This is a genomic window from Sinorhizobium sp. GQ132 (assembly GCF_059758575.1).
Genome location: NZ_JCAXDX010000007.1, coordinates 26,228 through 38,496 on the forward strand (window position 1 = coordinate 26,228; position 12,269 = coordinate 38,496).

At 59.9% G+C, this 12,269-nt stretch carries 15 protein-coding genes; 8 read left to right on the forward strand and 7 right to left on the reverse strand.

Going from position 1 to position 12,269, the window contains the following annotated elements:
• Positions 1–187: 187 nt before the first annotated feature.
• The 5 genes from AC6CIG_RS18445 to AC6CIG_RS18465 form a co-directional block, all read right to left on the reverse strand.
• Positions 188–664, reverse strand: a complete 477-nt coding sequence (locus AC6CIG_RS18445; protein ID WP_498323307.1) for a hypothetical protein — start codon at positions 662–664, stop codon at positions 188–190.
• Between the two features lie 172 nt (positions 665–836).
• Positions 837–1,427, reverse strand: a complete 591-nt coding sequence (locus tag AC6CIG_RS18450; protein ID WP_498323309.1) for a YqaA family protein — start codon at positions 1,425–1,427, stop codon at positions 837–839.
• 5 nt (positions 1,428–1,432) lie between these two features.
• Positions 1,433–2,230, reverse strand: coding sequence for an undecaprenyl-diphosphate phosphatase (locus AC6CIG_RS18455; protein WP_498323310.1), 798 nt, complete (start codon positions 2,228–2,230; stop codon positions 1,433–1,435).
• Positions 2,231–2,449: 219 nt separating this feature from the next.
• Positions 2,450–3,244, reverse strand: coding sequence for a COG4705 family protein (locus AC6CIG_RS18460; RefSeq protein ID WP_498323312.1), 795 nt, complete (start codon positions 3,242–3,244; stop codon positions 2,450–2,452).
• Between the two features lie 24 nt (positions 3,245–3,268).
• Complete coding sequence (locus tag AC6CIG_RS18465) at positions 3,269–3,535, reverse strand: hypothetical protein (RefSeq protein ID WP_498323313.1); 267 nt, start codon at positions 3,533–3,535, stop codon at positions 3,269–3,271.
• A gap of 274 nt (positions 3,536–3,809) precedes the next feature.
• On the opposite strand from AC6CIG_RS18465, the gene AC6CIG_RS18470 reads away from it, so the two are divergent.
• The 8 genes from AC6CIG_RS18470 to AC6CIG_RS18505 all read left to right on the forward strand — a co-directional run bounded on the left by AC6CIG_RS18470 (position 3,810) and on the right by AC6CIG_RS18505 (position 10,518).
• Positions 3,810–4,487: a winged helix-turn-helix domain-containing protein gene (locus AC6CIG_RS18470; protein ID WP_498323315.1), complete on the forward strand. Its 678-nt coding sequence runs from the start codon at positions 3,810–3,812 to the stop codon at positions 4,485–4,487.
• The gene (locus tag AC6CIG_RS18475) at positions 4,474–5,835 is read left to right on the forward strand and encodes a HAMP domain-containing sensor histidine kinase (RefSeq protein WP_498323317.1); all 1,362 of its coding nucleotides are present in this window, start codon (positions 4,474–4,476) and stop codon (positions 5,833–5,835) included. Before AC6CIG_RS18470 ends, AC6CIG_RS18475 begins: the two co-directional genes overlap by 14 nt.
• A 12-nt stretch (positions 5,836–5,847) precedes the next feature.
• Positions 5,848–6,411, forward strand: a complete 564-nt coding sequence (locus AC6CIG_RS18480) for a dual specificity protein phosphatase family protein (protein ID WP_498323318.1) — start codon at positions 5,848–5,850, stop codon at positions 6,409–6,411.
• Positions 6,412–7,034: 623 nt separating this feature from the next.
• Positions 7,035–7,535, forward strand: coding sequence for a cytochrome b (locus AC6CIG_RS18485; RefSeq protein ID WP_498323320.1), 501 nt, complete (start codon positions 7,035–7,037; stop codon positions 7,533–7,535).
• A 396-nt stretch (positions 7,536–7,931) separates the two neighbouring features.
• Positions 7,932–8,501 carry a hypothetical protein gene (locus AC6CIG_RS18490; RefSeq protein ID WP_498323321.1) on the forward strand — a complete coding sequence of 190 codons (570 nt, stop codon included), beginning with the start codon at positions 7,932–7,934 and terminating at the stop codon, positions 8,499–8,501.
• Entirely contained in the window at positions 8,498–9,217 is a 720-nt protein-coding gene (locus tag AC6CIG_RS18495) for a nucleotidyl transferase AbiEii/AbiGii toxin family protein (protein ID WP_498323323.1), read from the forward strand. The genes AC6CIG_RS18490 and AC6CIG_RS18495 overlap by 4 nt, the downstream gene beginning before the upstream one ends.
• A complete protein-coding gene (locus AC6CIG_RS18500; RefSeq protein WP_498323324.1) occupies positions 9,207–9,941 on the forward strand; it encodes a hypothetical protein in 735 nt (244 codons plus the stop codon). The genes AC6CIG_RS18495 and AC6CIG_RS18500 overlap by 11 nt, the downstream gene beginning before the upstream one ends.
• A gap of 115 nt (positions 9,942–10,056) precedes the next feature.
• Positions 10,057–10,518: an NADPH-dependent FMN reductase gene (locus AC6CIG_RS18505; RefSeq protein WP_498323326.1), complete on the forward strand. Its 462-nt coding sequence runs from the start codon at positions 10,057–10,059 to the stop codon at positions 10,516–10,518.
• 438 nt (positions 10,519–10,956) lie between these two features.
• Here AC6CIG_RS18505 and AC6CIG_RS18510 read toward each other — a convergent pair whose 3' ends face one another.
• Together AC6CIG_RS18510 and AC6CIG_RS18515 are read right to left on the reverse strand one after the other, a co-directional pair.
• Positions 10,957–11,394 carry an ester cyclase gene (locus AC6CIG_RS18510; protein WP_498323327.1) on the reverse strand — a complete coding sequence of 146 codons (438 nt, stop codon included), beginning with the start codon at positions 11,392–11,394 and terminating at the stop codon, positions 10,957–10,959.
• Positions 11,395–11,553: 159 nt separating this feature from the next.
• Entirely contained in the window at positions 11,554–12,162 is a 609-nt protein-coding gene (locus tag AC6CIG_RS18515; protein WP_498323328.1) for a TetR/AcrR family transcriptional regulator, read from the reverse strand.
• Positions 12,163–12,269: the final 107 nt, after the last annotated feature.

Below are 12,269 nucleotides of genomic sequence, written 5' to 3' on the forward strand. Positions count from 1 at the left end.
CCGTGCTTTCCAAGGCGTAAAGAAGCTGAGCTTAACGCGCGAGAAAGGCGGCGGAAAGTTCGGCGCGGGCGTTGTCGAGGAGCGGCTTGAACTTGGCATTGTGCAGCAACAGGGTGCCGATGGTCGTGCCAAGAACGGCGCTGGCTCTGATGTCGCTTCGCGAATGAACGCCGCAATTACATCCGGCCTACAGCGAGTCCTCGGCACGAGCCATGATGGTCTGGCCCTTGTCGGCATCAGATGGGCCAGAACGATGCCCCGGGGCATAAGCCAGAGTGCCGTGGCCGCTGGGATAGGAGCGGACCTTCGAGCCGTTCTTGCCCGCTGCCTCGCAGACCTGAATGTTGTCGCTGAAGGTCCAGGGTCGGAGCCGGCCGTAATAGACCTTGACCACGTCGGCGGCAACGTCGCGCTCGCGCAGCACGGCGTCCAGCACTCGGCAGTCGCGGGAAGCTTGGAAAGGTCGAAGCCAATCCGAGCGTCGGCAGCCACAGCTCGGAACTCTCGTGACGGTCGTCCCAGACGGCCTGATCGCGGCCGCCGCCGCAGGCTGCGCCATGGGTTCCGCGGGAAACACCGCCGGGGTCACGTTCTGGGCGAAAGAAGGCACGGCAAAACCTACTGCCATCGCCGTCGCAGTCGCGAGGCAAGCGTATCGGGACATGACTATTTCTCCTCGGGAGCGAAGCGTCTTGGGGCTTAGCGTCTGAAGTTGGCAAGCTGTTGCATCGCCGTGGCGTTGCGCGGATATTCCGTAGCAACTGCGACGAGTCGTAAATTATGTTGTGATCATTACACCGCGAGGACAGAAGTGCGATGAGCCAGGCGTCGTGGAGTCAATGCGCCAGCAACCTGCTGCCCGCATAAAGCACGATCACCACGGCTGCAGCAGCCAGTGCGATCTGATGAAGCCGCTTTTCGACGAAATGGCTGATCGGCCCGCCATAGCGACGCAGCAGCAAGGCGAGTGCGAAGAACCGCGCACCACGTGCAGCGATCGCCGACGCGATGAAGAGCGGCAGGTTCATGTGGATCACGCCCGAAAGGATCGTCACGATCTTGATCGGCGGCAGATGTGCTAGCCCCGACGTGATCATCAGGAGCAGAATCCACCAATCGTCGATATGGGATTTCATCTGCTCGAATTCGTCGAGCTTGCCGTAGAATGACAGGACGGGCTTTGCGATGCTCTCATAGGCGAAAGAACCGAGCGCCCATCCGGCGATCCCGCCGAGCACCGATGCGATCGTGGCGATCGCCGCATAACGGTATGAGCGTTCGGGTCTGGCAAGCGCCATCGGCAGGAACAGCACGTCGGCCGGCACGAGGAAGACCGAGCTTTCGACGAAAGCGATGACGGCGAGCCAGACCTCGGCGGATTTCCGGGCGGAAAGCGACAGGACCCAGCCGTAGAGACCGCGCAGCATGCTGTTCAACCGATCGTCAGGAGGAGCACGATGCCCGCCGCGCCGACGATGATCCGCCACCATCCGAACGGCGCGTAGCCACGCCGCGACACGAAATCGAGGAGCTGGCGGACAACGATGAGCGCCGAGACGAAGGCCATCACGAAACCGATGACGATCAGCAGGCCCTGGTCGGCGCTGAGATCGTTGCGGCTTTTATAGAGGTCAAGCGCGAAGGCGCCGACCATGGTCGGCATGGCGACGAAGAAGGAGAACTCGGCCGCCGTCCGCTTGTCGGCCCCGAGCAGCAGCGCACCGACGATGGTCGAGCCGGAGCGCGAGATGCCGGGGATCAGCGCCAGGCACTGAAAGAAGCCGACGCCGATCGCCACCGGCCAGGAAATCTCCATGACGTCGTGGTATCGCGGCTTGAACGCTATCCTGTCGACCACAAGCAGGACGATGCCGCCAAGGATGAGCACGATGCAGATCAGCATCGGGGTCTCGAACAGAACCGACTTGATGAAGTCGTGCGCGACAGCGCCGATCACCGCGGCCGGCATGAAGGCGAAAAGCACGGCCAGCACGAAATGCCGCGCCCTCCGGCTGTGCGGGAGCTTGATCGCGATGTCGAGCAGCCTGCGGAAATAGACGATCAGGATGGCAAGGATCGCACCGAGCTGGATCAGCACGTCGAAAGTCGCGGCGGACTGGAAGCGCAGGAAATGTCCGAGAAGAATGAGATGTGCGGTCGAGGAGACCGGAATGAATTCCGTCAATCCCTCGACAAACCCCAAGATCAGCGCGATGGCGTAGTCCGGCACGTCTGTCGTCCTTGTGGCTGGCAGTCGTCCGCGACCGACGATCCTGGATATGGGTGGATTGGCGTTCAGGAGAACTCCGGCTCTATCCCAGAAACCTCATGGGGACTATCTGAAATCTTACGAATCCGTAATAGCGCCATCGGGTGCATCGGGCGGCCAGTCGTTCCCTCGGCGAACCGACCCCAGCATGACGCAGGGTCGGATAGCCGAGAAGGTGAGTCAGGCCAATCTTTCCCCGGCCTCTTCCGCCCTTTCGGGCTGGTAGCGGAGCGTCATGTAGATGACGATCAGGGCGATGATCGCCAGGAACAGCAGGCTGGTATAGATCGTGCCCAGGCCGAGACCGCCATATTCCGCCGGTTGCGACAGGTAGTCCCCGAGCGAGGCGCCAAGCGGCCGGGTGATGATATAGGCAAGCCAGAAGGTCAGGATGCCGTCCACCTTCGCGACGTAATAAGCAAAAGCGATGACGGCGATCACCGCGGCGAAGAGAAGGCCGGTGGTGACGTAGCCGAAGCCGAAGACCTCGGAGATCAAGTCGCCGACCGCCGTGCCGAGCGCGAAGGTGAAGAGCACCACAAGCCAATAGAACGTCTCCCGCCGCGCCGTATAGATCGAGCGGATGGAAAGCGTTCCCTCCCTTGCCTTCCAGATGACGAACGTGACGATCAGCGCGATCGTGAAGGCTATGGTTGAGGTTTTGAGCGGTACGCCGAAATTGTCGGTCAGGTTGTCGGTAATCAGCGTGCCAACCACGCTGATCAGCACCACGGTGATCCAGTAGACCCAGGGGACGTAACGCCGCTGGGCGAACTGCAGGACGATGGCGCCGATCAGGATCGCGGTCATGATCAGGGACGTGACCGTCAACCCGAGCCCCATGTTCACCGCCAGGTAATCGGCGCCCGTTTCGCCCATGGTGACGGCCATGAGCTTGATAAGCCAGAAATCCATGGTCACACGGGGGACGCGGTTGAAATCCCCCGCGTCCTTGGCTGATGTTGTTGGTATCATCGATCTTCTCCGCGCCGGCTTCGCTTACTTGCCCATCAACTTCATGGCATCGGCCAGGAACCTGTCGGACCGCACGTCGTCATCGGCGTTGCAGCGTTCGACGGCCCTGGCTTCGAGATCGTTGACCTTCGTCATATCGGCGGCGCTGAGCTTGACCGCAGCTTTCGCGGTCCGCATGTCATTGAGCATGTTCTCGCAAGGGATGGTAGCGGCATGCGCCGGAAGCGCAACGGCAATGAAGCCAACCAGGACAAAGGCGTTGAGAACGGTGGCAATGGCGAGCGTTTTCATGGGGTCACTCCGGTTGAACGGCCTCTGGCGCCGTCAGGTTGAAACAGCGGTGACGCTCCGATTGGAATCACCGTGCCTCCGCTTCTAGAAGGCCGCTCATACGGCCCTCTTGCCGGAAGGATACCGTTTTGTAAGAAATGCCGTTTGGCGCATCCTGCCGGGCGGCAGGCCATTTTCTTACGAAAGTGTAAGAAATCGAAAAGGCGGCAGACACAATATTGCGCGATTTGTGCGCCGAGACACACGGTTTCTGGAATGAAGGATCCCCATCGGCATGCGTATTCTCGTGGTCGAAGACGACCCAAGGACGGCGGATTACATAGCGAAAGGCATGATCGAGGCGGGCCACGTCTGCGACGTCCTCGCCGACGGCCGGGACGCGCTTTTCCAGGCGACCCGCGAACAATACGACGTGCTGGTAGTCGACCGCATGTTGCCCGGCCTGGACGGCCTCTCCATGATAAAGGCGGTGCGCGCCGCAAAGGTGAAGACGCCGGCGATCTTCCTGACCTCGATCAGCGGCGTCGACGACCGCGTCGAGGGCCTGGAAGCCGGCAGCGATGATTATCTCACCAAGCCTTTCGCCTTTTCCGAACTGCTTGCCCGCGTCAACGCGCTGGCCCGCCGGCCGCCGGTACAGGACCAGAAAACGGTGTTGCGGGTCGCCGACCTCGAGCTCGACATCGTCCGGCGCCAGGTTACGCGACAGGGCCTGTCGATCGATCTGCAGCCGCGCGAATTTACGCTGCTCGAGGTGCTGATGCGCGCAGAAGGCCGTGTCCTGACCCGCACCATGTTGCTTGAACGGGTGTGGGATTTCCATTTCGACCCGAAGACCAGTGTCGTCGAGACCCATATCAGCCGGCTCAGGGCCAAGATCGACAAACCCTTCGACGTGCCGCTGCTGCATACAGTGCGCAACACCGGATATTGCATTCATGCACCGCGCTAGGCTGCTGCGCAGCACGCCGTTCCGCCTGGCGCTGACCTTCGGCCTTCTGTTCATCCTGGCGTTTCTGATGGCCGGCCTCGTCACCTACCAGCTTCTCAAGCGCGAGCTGGCGCAGGCGCTCGACACCTCGGTTCGGGAAACCTATTCGGTCGTCGCCTCCACCTATTCCAGCAACGATCTCGAGGATCTGGTCACCGCCGTGAATACCTATGGGGGGTTGAGCAGTTCCGAGGAGCAGATTTTCCTGCTCCTCGACGGCAAGGGTCGGCGGCTGGCAGGCAACGTGCAGACACTCAGCGTAAGCGACGGGCTCTCTACCATCGATGCGGAGGAACTGGGGCTTGAGGGAGAGGACCGCATCCGCATCCTGGCCGGCAATATTGGCGGCAACCGGTTGATCGTCGGGCACAGCTATGCGGAGACCGAGGATCTCGAACATATAGCCCTGACGAGTTTCGCCTGGGCATCGGGGATGATCATCATCCTCGCCATCGGCGGAGGCGCCTTTCTCGCCGGTCGCGCCCAGCACCGGCTGGATGGCATTGAGCGCACCATGATCGACGTCTCGGGCGGCAATCTTGCAAAACGCATTCCGCTGCGAGGAAACGGCGACGACATCGACGTTGTCGCCACTCATATGAACCAGGCCCTGGATCGCCTCTCCGCTTTGGTCGAAGGCATGCGCCAAGTGAGCGCCGACATCGCCCACGATCTCAAGACACCGCTGAACCGGCTGCGGATGACGATCGAGCAGGCCATGCTGCAAAACGAACGCGGCATGGACGTCCAGCAATTTCTGCTCGACGCGCGTGAGGAGGGCGACCGGATCGATGCGACCTTCGAAGCGCTGCTGCGCATATCGCAGATTGAGGCCGGCGCCAGGAAAAGGCGCTTTCGGCCGGTGGACCTCACGGACGTCATGGGCTCGGTTGCGGAAATCTACCGCGATGTCGCCGAAGACAACGGCCAATCGCTCAAGTTCACCGCCGAACCTTCGGCCCCTTGCATGGTGGACGGCGATCGGGAACTGCTGACCCAGCTCTTCGTCAACCTCGTCGAAAATGCCATCAATCACTGCCCGCCGATGACGATCATCACGATCGAGCTCAAAGCCGGCGACCACGGGTTTTCCGCCATCGTCTCCGATAACGGATCGGGCATTCCCGTCGAGGAACGCGAGCTCGTCTTCCGGCGGCTGTACCGGCTGGACAAGAGCCGCACCACACCAGGCAACGGCCTAGGGCTCAGCCTCGTCAAGGCGGTCGCCGACCTTCACGCAGCCACTATCACCCTGGAGGACCATAAGCCGGGTCTTCGTGTGATGCTGCGCTTTCCCATCATTGTTTAAGGACAGCAGATCATGAAACGGAAATCCTGGAAACTATTCGGCCTTGGCCTCGGCGCCGCCGCACTGCTGTTCGGGGGCTATGTCTGGGGCCTGCAATTTACGGGTAACTTCCACGAAGTGCTGCCTGGCGTCCTCTACCGCTCGGCCCAGCCTTCTGCCGCCGATATCGCAAGCTACAGCCATGAATACGGGATCCGCACGATCGTCAACCTGCGCGGAGAAGGGAGCAGCGACTGGTATCGACAGGAGGTAGCCGCGGCAAAGGAAGCTGGCATCGAACATCTCGATTTCAGGATGTCGGCCTCGAAGCAGTTGACGCTGGATCAGACCCGTCAGCTGGTCGCGCTGCTGCGCGACGCGCCGAAGCCGATCCTCATACATTGCAAGGCCGGTGCCGACCGGTCCGGGCTCGCCTCCGTGATCTTCCTCCAGCAGATCGCCGGCGTCGACGAGGAGACGGCGGAGCGGCAGCTCTCCATTCTGTACGGCCATATCGGCATCCCCTATCTCTCCTCATCATTTGCCATGGACGAAAACTGGGAGGCGCTCGAGAAGGCCTTCGGACTGCCGAGCTGACGGCTTGTTGACCGCCCCGCCGGCGGCTTTCATCTTCCGGCAGTTCGCCTGCCAGGCGCCAACGGATCAATGCCCCCAGGCAGACATCAGGAGGGAACGGCCGAGTCCTCCAGGACTTGCAACCGACCCAATCCTAAGTCAAGCGTCGGGCCGCCCGCGTAGCCGGCTACACCTTACAGAACCGTAAGCCCGCAGACGATTGCTGGTGAATTTTGCGACCTAATCTCCGCATCCGCAACCGAATGCAAGCAGTGTCCTCATGTCCTCACGGGATGGAAACCAATGAACATCGCCCCGGCGGCACTGCCGCCACCTATGCCGCCATCGCCGTTCCAATTGGGGACCTCTTATCAATCGCGACCGCGCGGAAGAACGATGCACTCGGCTGGTCGATACGGTCATTGCAACGCGCCTGTGCGACCACCTGGAATTTCTCACAGCCCCGCAGCGGACGCTCGTCCAGAGATTTTACCAGAGCGACGCTACCTCCCTCCGCGACGTACTCCACTCAATGAAGCTTGGCTTGAACTCTGCCTGGTCTATTGCCTCTCTGTAGCCCTACGGCTTTCGTCGCTCCCAATGCTTGGACTTGCACCATCCGTTCATCACAGCAAAGGTGCCCAATGAAATTAAGAGAAAACAGTTCCTACAGTATTCCCCAACGCCTTCTCCATTGGGCCGTCACGGTTCTGGTGTTCTTCAACCTTCTGCTTCCGGACGGAATGAATCGCTGGGTGCGAGCGATGGAGAACGATGGCAGTGCTACACCGCAACAAATCTCGTCTGCAAATCTTCATGCCTACGTGGGGATCGCTATACTATTGTGCGCGACGTTGCGGCTGGTATTCCGCTATGTTCAGGGCGTACCGCCAGAGTCGGAGACCGAACCTCGATTGTTCAGAGCCCTGGCGCGCATCGCCCATGCCTGCCTCTATCTCCTCCTCCTCGCAATGCCGATCTCCGGTATGGCAGCTTATTATTTCGGCCTGGACCTGGCTGGTTCGCTGCACGGGGGGCTCCTGAAAGGAGCCTTGTGGGTTCTTATCGCCGGTCACATCGCCGGCGTGCTCATGCACCAATTCTACTGGAGGACGAACATTCTGCGGAGAATGACCATGGGATGATATGATCAGACTCGCCTATTGTGGGCACGGCCACCCATGATAAACAGTCGTTGAAGTTCTTAAACTACGAAGGGCCCCCTCGCCTTCAGGATAGCGGACGGGTAGGGGCCGTCTTCGATCCGGCCGTATACAATGTTGGTCTTGATGGGATACGAACCTGCGACCACGATATAAAACTGCCAATGCGTTGAATTTCTGTAAGATTCTCCACAGTTAGATGGGGGCGCACAAGGAAGCGGATCAAAAATTTGCGCTATCCGCTTCGAGACTCCAAAGTGCATCACACACAACCGGTGCTTGGCACTATCCCGAGTTTCCGGCTATCGCCTCTGGGCTTTGACAGAGATCAGAAAATTGTGTTTAGTGTCCTCAGTCCCAGGACAGAGGACAGCCACTATGAAGAGCCAAGACATAGTTGTCCTGCTGAAGCTGCTTAGCCTGCAAGACCAAGAACTCGCGAAGGGTGCAGATCAACTGCGATCTGAATCCCTCGGGGGCGACCCCTACTCGGTGCGAAATCTTGAAGCATTGCTCGGGATTAGCAAGACCGAAATTGCGCAATCGATCAAGAGAAGCATCTCTTCCGGGATCGCGCGGAAGGATACTCGCTCGAATGAACCTCGGCCACATCGGCGAAATCTGTTCGAATTCATCACCCATGGGCTGAGATTCGTGTTTCCGGCACAGGTTGGGCCTATGCAACGCGGTATTCCCACGGCGTTTGCCGCGCCGATGCTCCAGAACCTTCTCGTCAGCGGCGGGACCTATAACTATGTCTGGCCCTACGCCGCTGGACGAGAGATGGGGCAAGCGGTCGCCCCCCTCTTCAAAAGCGTGCCGGAGGCGGCTTTGAAAGACGATCGACTTTATGAATACCTGGCATTGGTGGATGCGGTTAGACTTGGAAATCAACGGGAAGTAGGCCTTGCCACTGATCACCTGAAATCGAAGATTTTGAGCAAATGACGCCGATCCGCGATCAACTGTTAGAAATGCTCAAAGCCGTTGCAACTGCGCTTGGCGAGGACCTGCGTGAACGCCTGGTCTTCGTCGGCGGCTGTACAACTGCGCTATTCATCACCGATCCAATAACGCTCGAGGATGTTCGCGCCACCGATGATATCGACCTAATCGTCGACCTTGCCGGACTGGCGCAGTGGGCTCAGCTTCTCGAACAGCTTCGCGAGAGAGGGTTCAGAGAGGCTGCCGACGAGACAGTAATATGCCGCATGCGCTTGGGTGCTCTCAAAGTCGATTTCATGCCCGATGACGAAGGCATTCTCGGCTTCAGCAATCGCTGGTACGCGAGAGGCATCGACACGGCGACGCGACACCAGCTTTCAGAAGGGCTAACCATTCAAGTGCTGACGCCTGCGCTGTTTCTTGCGACGAAGCTTGAAGCCTTCGCCGGTCGCGGAAACGACGATCTTTTCACAAGCCGAGATGCGGAAGACATCCTTCTCGTCGTCGATGGAAGAGAGAGTCTCCTCGACGAAATCACCGCTACCCAAGACGACGTTCGGGAGTTCATCGCCAGCCGGTTTCGCGCATTGTTGGAGCACGTCGACTTCGATGATTTCCTTGAGGGCAACATCCGCGGCCCGGCCGGCCGGGTTGATCTGGTGCGGTTGCGCTGCGTGGCAATAAGCCAAAGTGCGGATGGTGTCGCACATGATCATTGAAGCTCTCTGGTTCAGCCAACAAGGCACCCGGACCTCCGACAATCGCGATCATGCCGGGATCGGCATACGCCAGGGGGAGTTCCTGGGCGTCGTGGTGGACGGGTCCACTAATGGTGCAGCCAATGGTGAGTATGCCAGGTCGATCGTGCAGATGTTGGTGGACTGGTTTGTCGAAGTCGGCGACGTGATCACTGATGATCTGATGGTGCAGGTTCTTAGGGAGTTGCATGAGAACCTGCGCAAGCGGTATCCAAGAGGATCCGCCAGCCTCCTCCTCATCTTTGCAGCAGGAAGCAATTCCATCAGCGTTATTCATTCCGGTGATTGTGTCCTCGGGGAACTCGACACGCACGATGGCATCAACTGGCAAACCAGCCCGCATACCCTGACGAATGCCTTGGTCGAAATGCCCTTGAAGGACATCGCGCAATCCCCGACCCGCCACCTGCTAACGAGAAGCTTCCGCGCCCGAGGGTTCGAGCTTCCCGAGATCGTCAAGCGCGCAGAGTTTTCAGGATCACTCGTACTCGCCACCGACGGCTTCTGGGCGGAACTCTCTGAGAAAGACCAAGCGAGGTTCCTCGGGGGGGACCAAGCCTCGACAGCGACGGACCGCGACGATCGAAGCGTCCTGCTGCTGCGCGTTTCCTTCAGCGATCACCTCGCGTTCGTCATGCACGATAAGTCCTCAAAAAATCTCTATGGACGAACCGCTGATGGCTGAAAGACGAGGGGCGCTGTCGTGATAACGGCGGGTTATGACACCCGGATTATCGTAGTCTGCACAGCACTCCACGCAGCGCCTAGACTGAATTCAGTCAAGCATGGGAGGAAATACGATGTTGGGAGAGCCAATCGGCAAGAACCCGAATGCCCCGTTGATTGTCGGCCTTGGGGGCACCACCCGCGAAGGATCTTCGACAGAGCTCGCTCTGCGCTTTGCACTCAAAGGGGCGGAGACAGCGGGCGCTCGCACGCTGCTTTTCAATGGCCCGGCTTTGATGATGCCGATGTATGCGCCGGAAGTGCCGCACCGTACCGCCGAGGCGCGGGAATTCATTGCAGCGCTGCGCGCCGCCGACGGAGTCGTCATCGCCTCGCCCGCCTATCACGGCAGCATTTCTGGGCTAGTCAAGAATGCGCTCGACTATACGGAGGACATGCGCAACGACCCTGCTGCCTATCTTGACGGACGGGCAGTCGGATGCATCACATGCGCATATGGTCCACAGGCCGCCGGCACGACCCTCGAATCGTCCATGCCTTGCGCGGCTGGCCGACCCCGCTCGGCGTCGGTTTAACAGCGCCTCTTGCCGTTTCTCGCCGGAAGGCGAACCTACTGACGCGGCGATTGCCGACCAATTGAAGATCATGGTCGCACAGGTCGTTCACGCCGCTTTTGCCATGCGCGCCGGAAGTGTTGCGGCCAGGCAAGCCAACCGGCTGGTCTTCGTCGCATGAGATGAGCCTTAACGGAACCTCGCACGGGTGCACAAGCTGATAGCCCGTCGCGTGAACACCTATGCGGCCAACGGGGCGCCGCAGGCCCTCACCTGGATCCCCTGGTGTCGCTTGGCATTTGATTAGGGTCTTCCTCATATGTGGAACGGCCCGGTTAGCAACGGCATTTATTATTGCACGACCCCGTCAGACCAGCGCAAGTGCAGTTGTCTATCGTTTCCCACCCGAGACGATTAGACTAGGATCTCATGGTCGGCGGCTAAGACAATCCCTTCGGCTCAGAAGATGTTGACCCGCGCATCTTCGCGGGTAATTGCGCCATGCACCTCAAAAGCGTTGCGCTCGACCCAGTTGTGGCGCAGAAGACCATCCGCTCCTATCTCCCATACCGCGGTTCCCGTCATCTCGATTGAGGCGCCATTCGGCTGCGTGCCCATCAGGCCATTGTTCCGTCCTGTGACGCGCCAGCGCGACGCGACGCGGCTGCCGTCATGGTTCTGAAAGGTCTCGATGATGTGGAACTGGAAGTCATGTACCTTGGCCAGGAAGTCCCTGACCCAGGTCTTGAAAGGCTCGCGGCCGGCGATATCACGACCGCCCGACGTGATCACAAAATCCTCATGGACCAGGCGGTCGATAGCATCCGGATCCTGCGGCTGCTGCCACACCTCGCGCCAGAAACTCTCGACTATCGCTACGCTGTCCTGTCGGGGCATTCGATAACTCCTGTGTTCATGTGCTTTGGGTCTAAACTTAGTGGGCGGTCCTGCCTACCGAGCCGCCGCGGTCGACGAACAGCGTTTGCGAAGTGACAAAAGCGGGCCGCGGCGCTCTCCTCGGGCTTGCCGAAGAGAGGGTTAGGACCAGGGAGCGGATCAAGTGCCGGCGGCCACCATAAGCGGCGGCAGTCCCAGCGAAGCGAGCGTTTGGCTTACAGCGCCCCTGAGAAGGGGACCCTCCGGACGAACCCGTGCGAGAACGCGGACACCCAGCAGCACCGCCAACAATTGGCGTGCGGCGTCTTCTGCCGAATGCACCGGCGAGATGTCGCCCCGCCGCTGCCCTTCCTCAATCCGGTCCAAGAAGAAGTACTCGATGAGCTTCAATTCGGACGCGATGGCGGCTTGAAAATCCGGATCCTGGGGCGAGGCTTCCAGTGCCGAATTCACGAGCATGCAACCGCGCTGCAAGGCGTCGCCGAGACTTCGCTTGATCGTGTCCTCGAAAAAGCCGGTGATGGCCTCTCCCGGCGAGCGCGTCGCCGTGAGAGAGGTCATCTTCTCTCGCAGCCGCCCAAGGTAATGATCAAGCGCCCGCAGAAACATCCGGCGCTTGTCGCCAAAGGCCGCATAGATGCTGGACGGCGTCAGGCCGGTTCTGGCGCTCAGGTCGCGCGTCGACGTGGCTTCGTAACCTTTCGCCCAGAAAACGTCGCTGGCGGCATCAAGTACAGCCTGCTCATCAAATTCGCGGGGTCGCGCCATGCCCGATCTCCGATTATGGATCAACTGCTCCATATCTGTTATGGAGCAAATGCTTCATAACGTCAAGAGCATGCAGGCCACGTGGGATCGCCGGTTGCCGGCACTGT

Coding starts and splice junctions, on each gene's coding strand:
- AC6CIG_RS18445 (WP_498323307.1), bottom strand. CDS start 664: ATGTCCCGATACGCTTGCCTCGCGACTGCGACGGCGATGGCAGTAGGT.
- AC6CIG_RS18450 (WP_498323309.1), bottom strand. CDS start 1,427: ATGCTGCGCGGTCTCTACGGCTGGGTCCTGTCGCTTTCCGCCCGGAAA.
- AC6CIG_RS18460 (WP_498323312.1), bottom strand. CDS start 3,244: ATGATACCAACAACATCAGCCAAGGACGCGGGGGATTTCAACCGCGTC.
- AC6CIG_RS18465 (WP_498323313.1), bottom strand. CDS start 3,535: ATGAAAACGCTCGCCATTGCCACCGTTCTCAACGCCTTTGTCCTGGTT.
- AC6CIG_RS18470 (WP_498323315.1), top strand. CDS start 3,810: ATGCGTATTCTCGTGGTCGAAGACGACCCAAGGACGGCGGATTACATA.
- AC6CIG_RS18475 (WP_498323317.1), top strand. CDS start 4,474: ATGCACCGCGCTAGGCTGCTGCGCAGCACGCCGTTCCGCCTGGCGCTG.
- AC6CIG_RS18480 (WP_498323318.1), top strand. CDS start 5,848: ATGAAACGGAAATCCTGGAAACTATTCGGCCTTGGCCTCGGCGCCGCC.
- AC6CIG_RS18485 (WP_498323320.1), top strand. CDS start 7,035: ATGAAATTAAGAGAAAACAGTTCCTACAGTATTCCCCAACGCCTTCTC.
- AC6CIG_RS18490 (WP_498323321.1), top strand. CDS start 7,932: ATGAAGAGCCAAGACATAGTTGTCCTGCTGAAGCTGCTTAGCCTGCAA.
- AC6CIG_RS18495 (WP_498323323.1), top strand. CDS start 8,498: ATGACGCCGATCCGCGATCAACTGTTAGAAATGCTCAAAGCCGTTGCA.
- AC6CIG_RS18500 (WP_498323324.1), top strand. CDS start 9,207: ATGATCATTGAAGCTCTCTGGTTCAGCCAACAAGGCACCCGGACCTCC.
- AC6CIG_RS18505 (WP_498323326.1), top strand. CDS start 10,057: ATGTTGGGAGAGCCAATCGGCAAGAACCCGAATGCCCCGTTGATTGTC.
- AC6CIG_RS18510 (WP_498323327.1), bottom strand. CDS start 11,394: ATGCCCCGACAGGACAGCGTAGCGATAGTCGAGAGTTTCTGGCGCGAG.
- AC6CIG_RS18515 (WP_498323328.1), bottom strand. CDS start 12,162: ATGGCGCGACCCCGCGAATTTGATGAGCAGGCTGTACTTGATGCCGCC.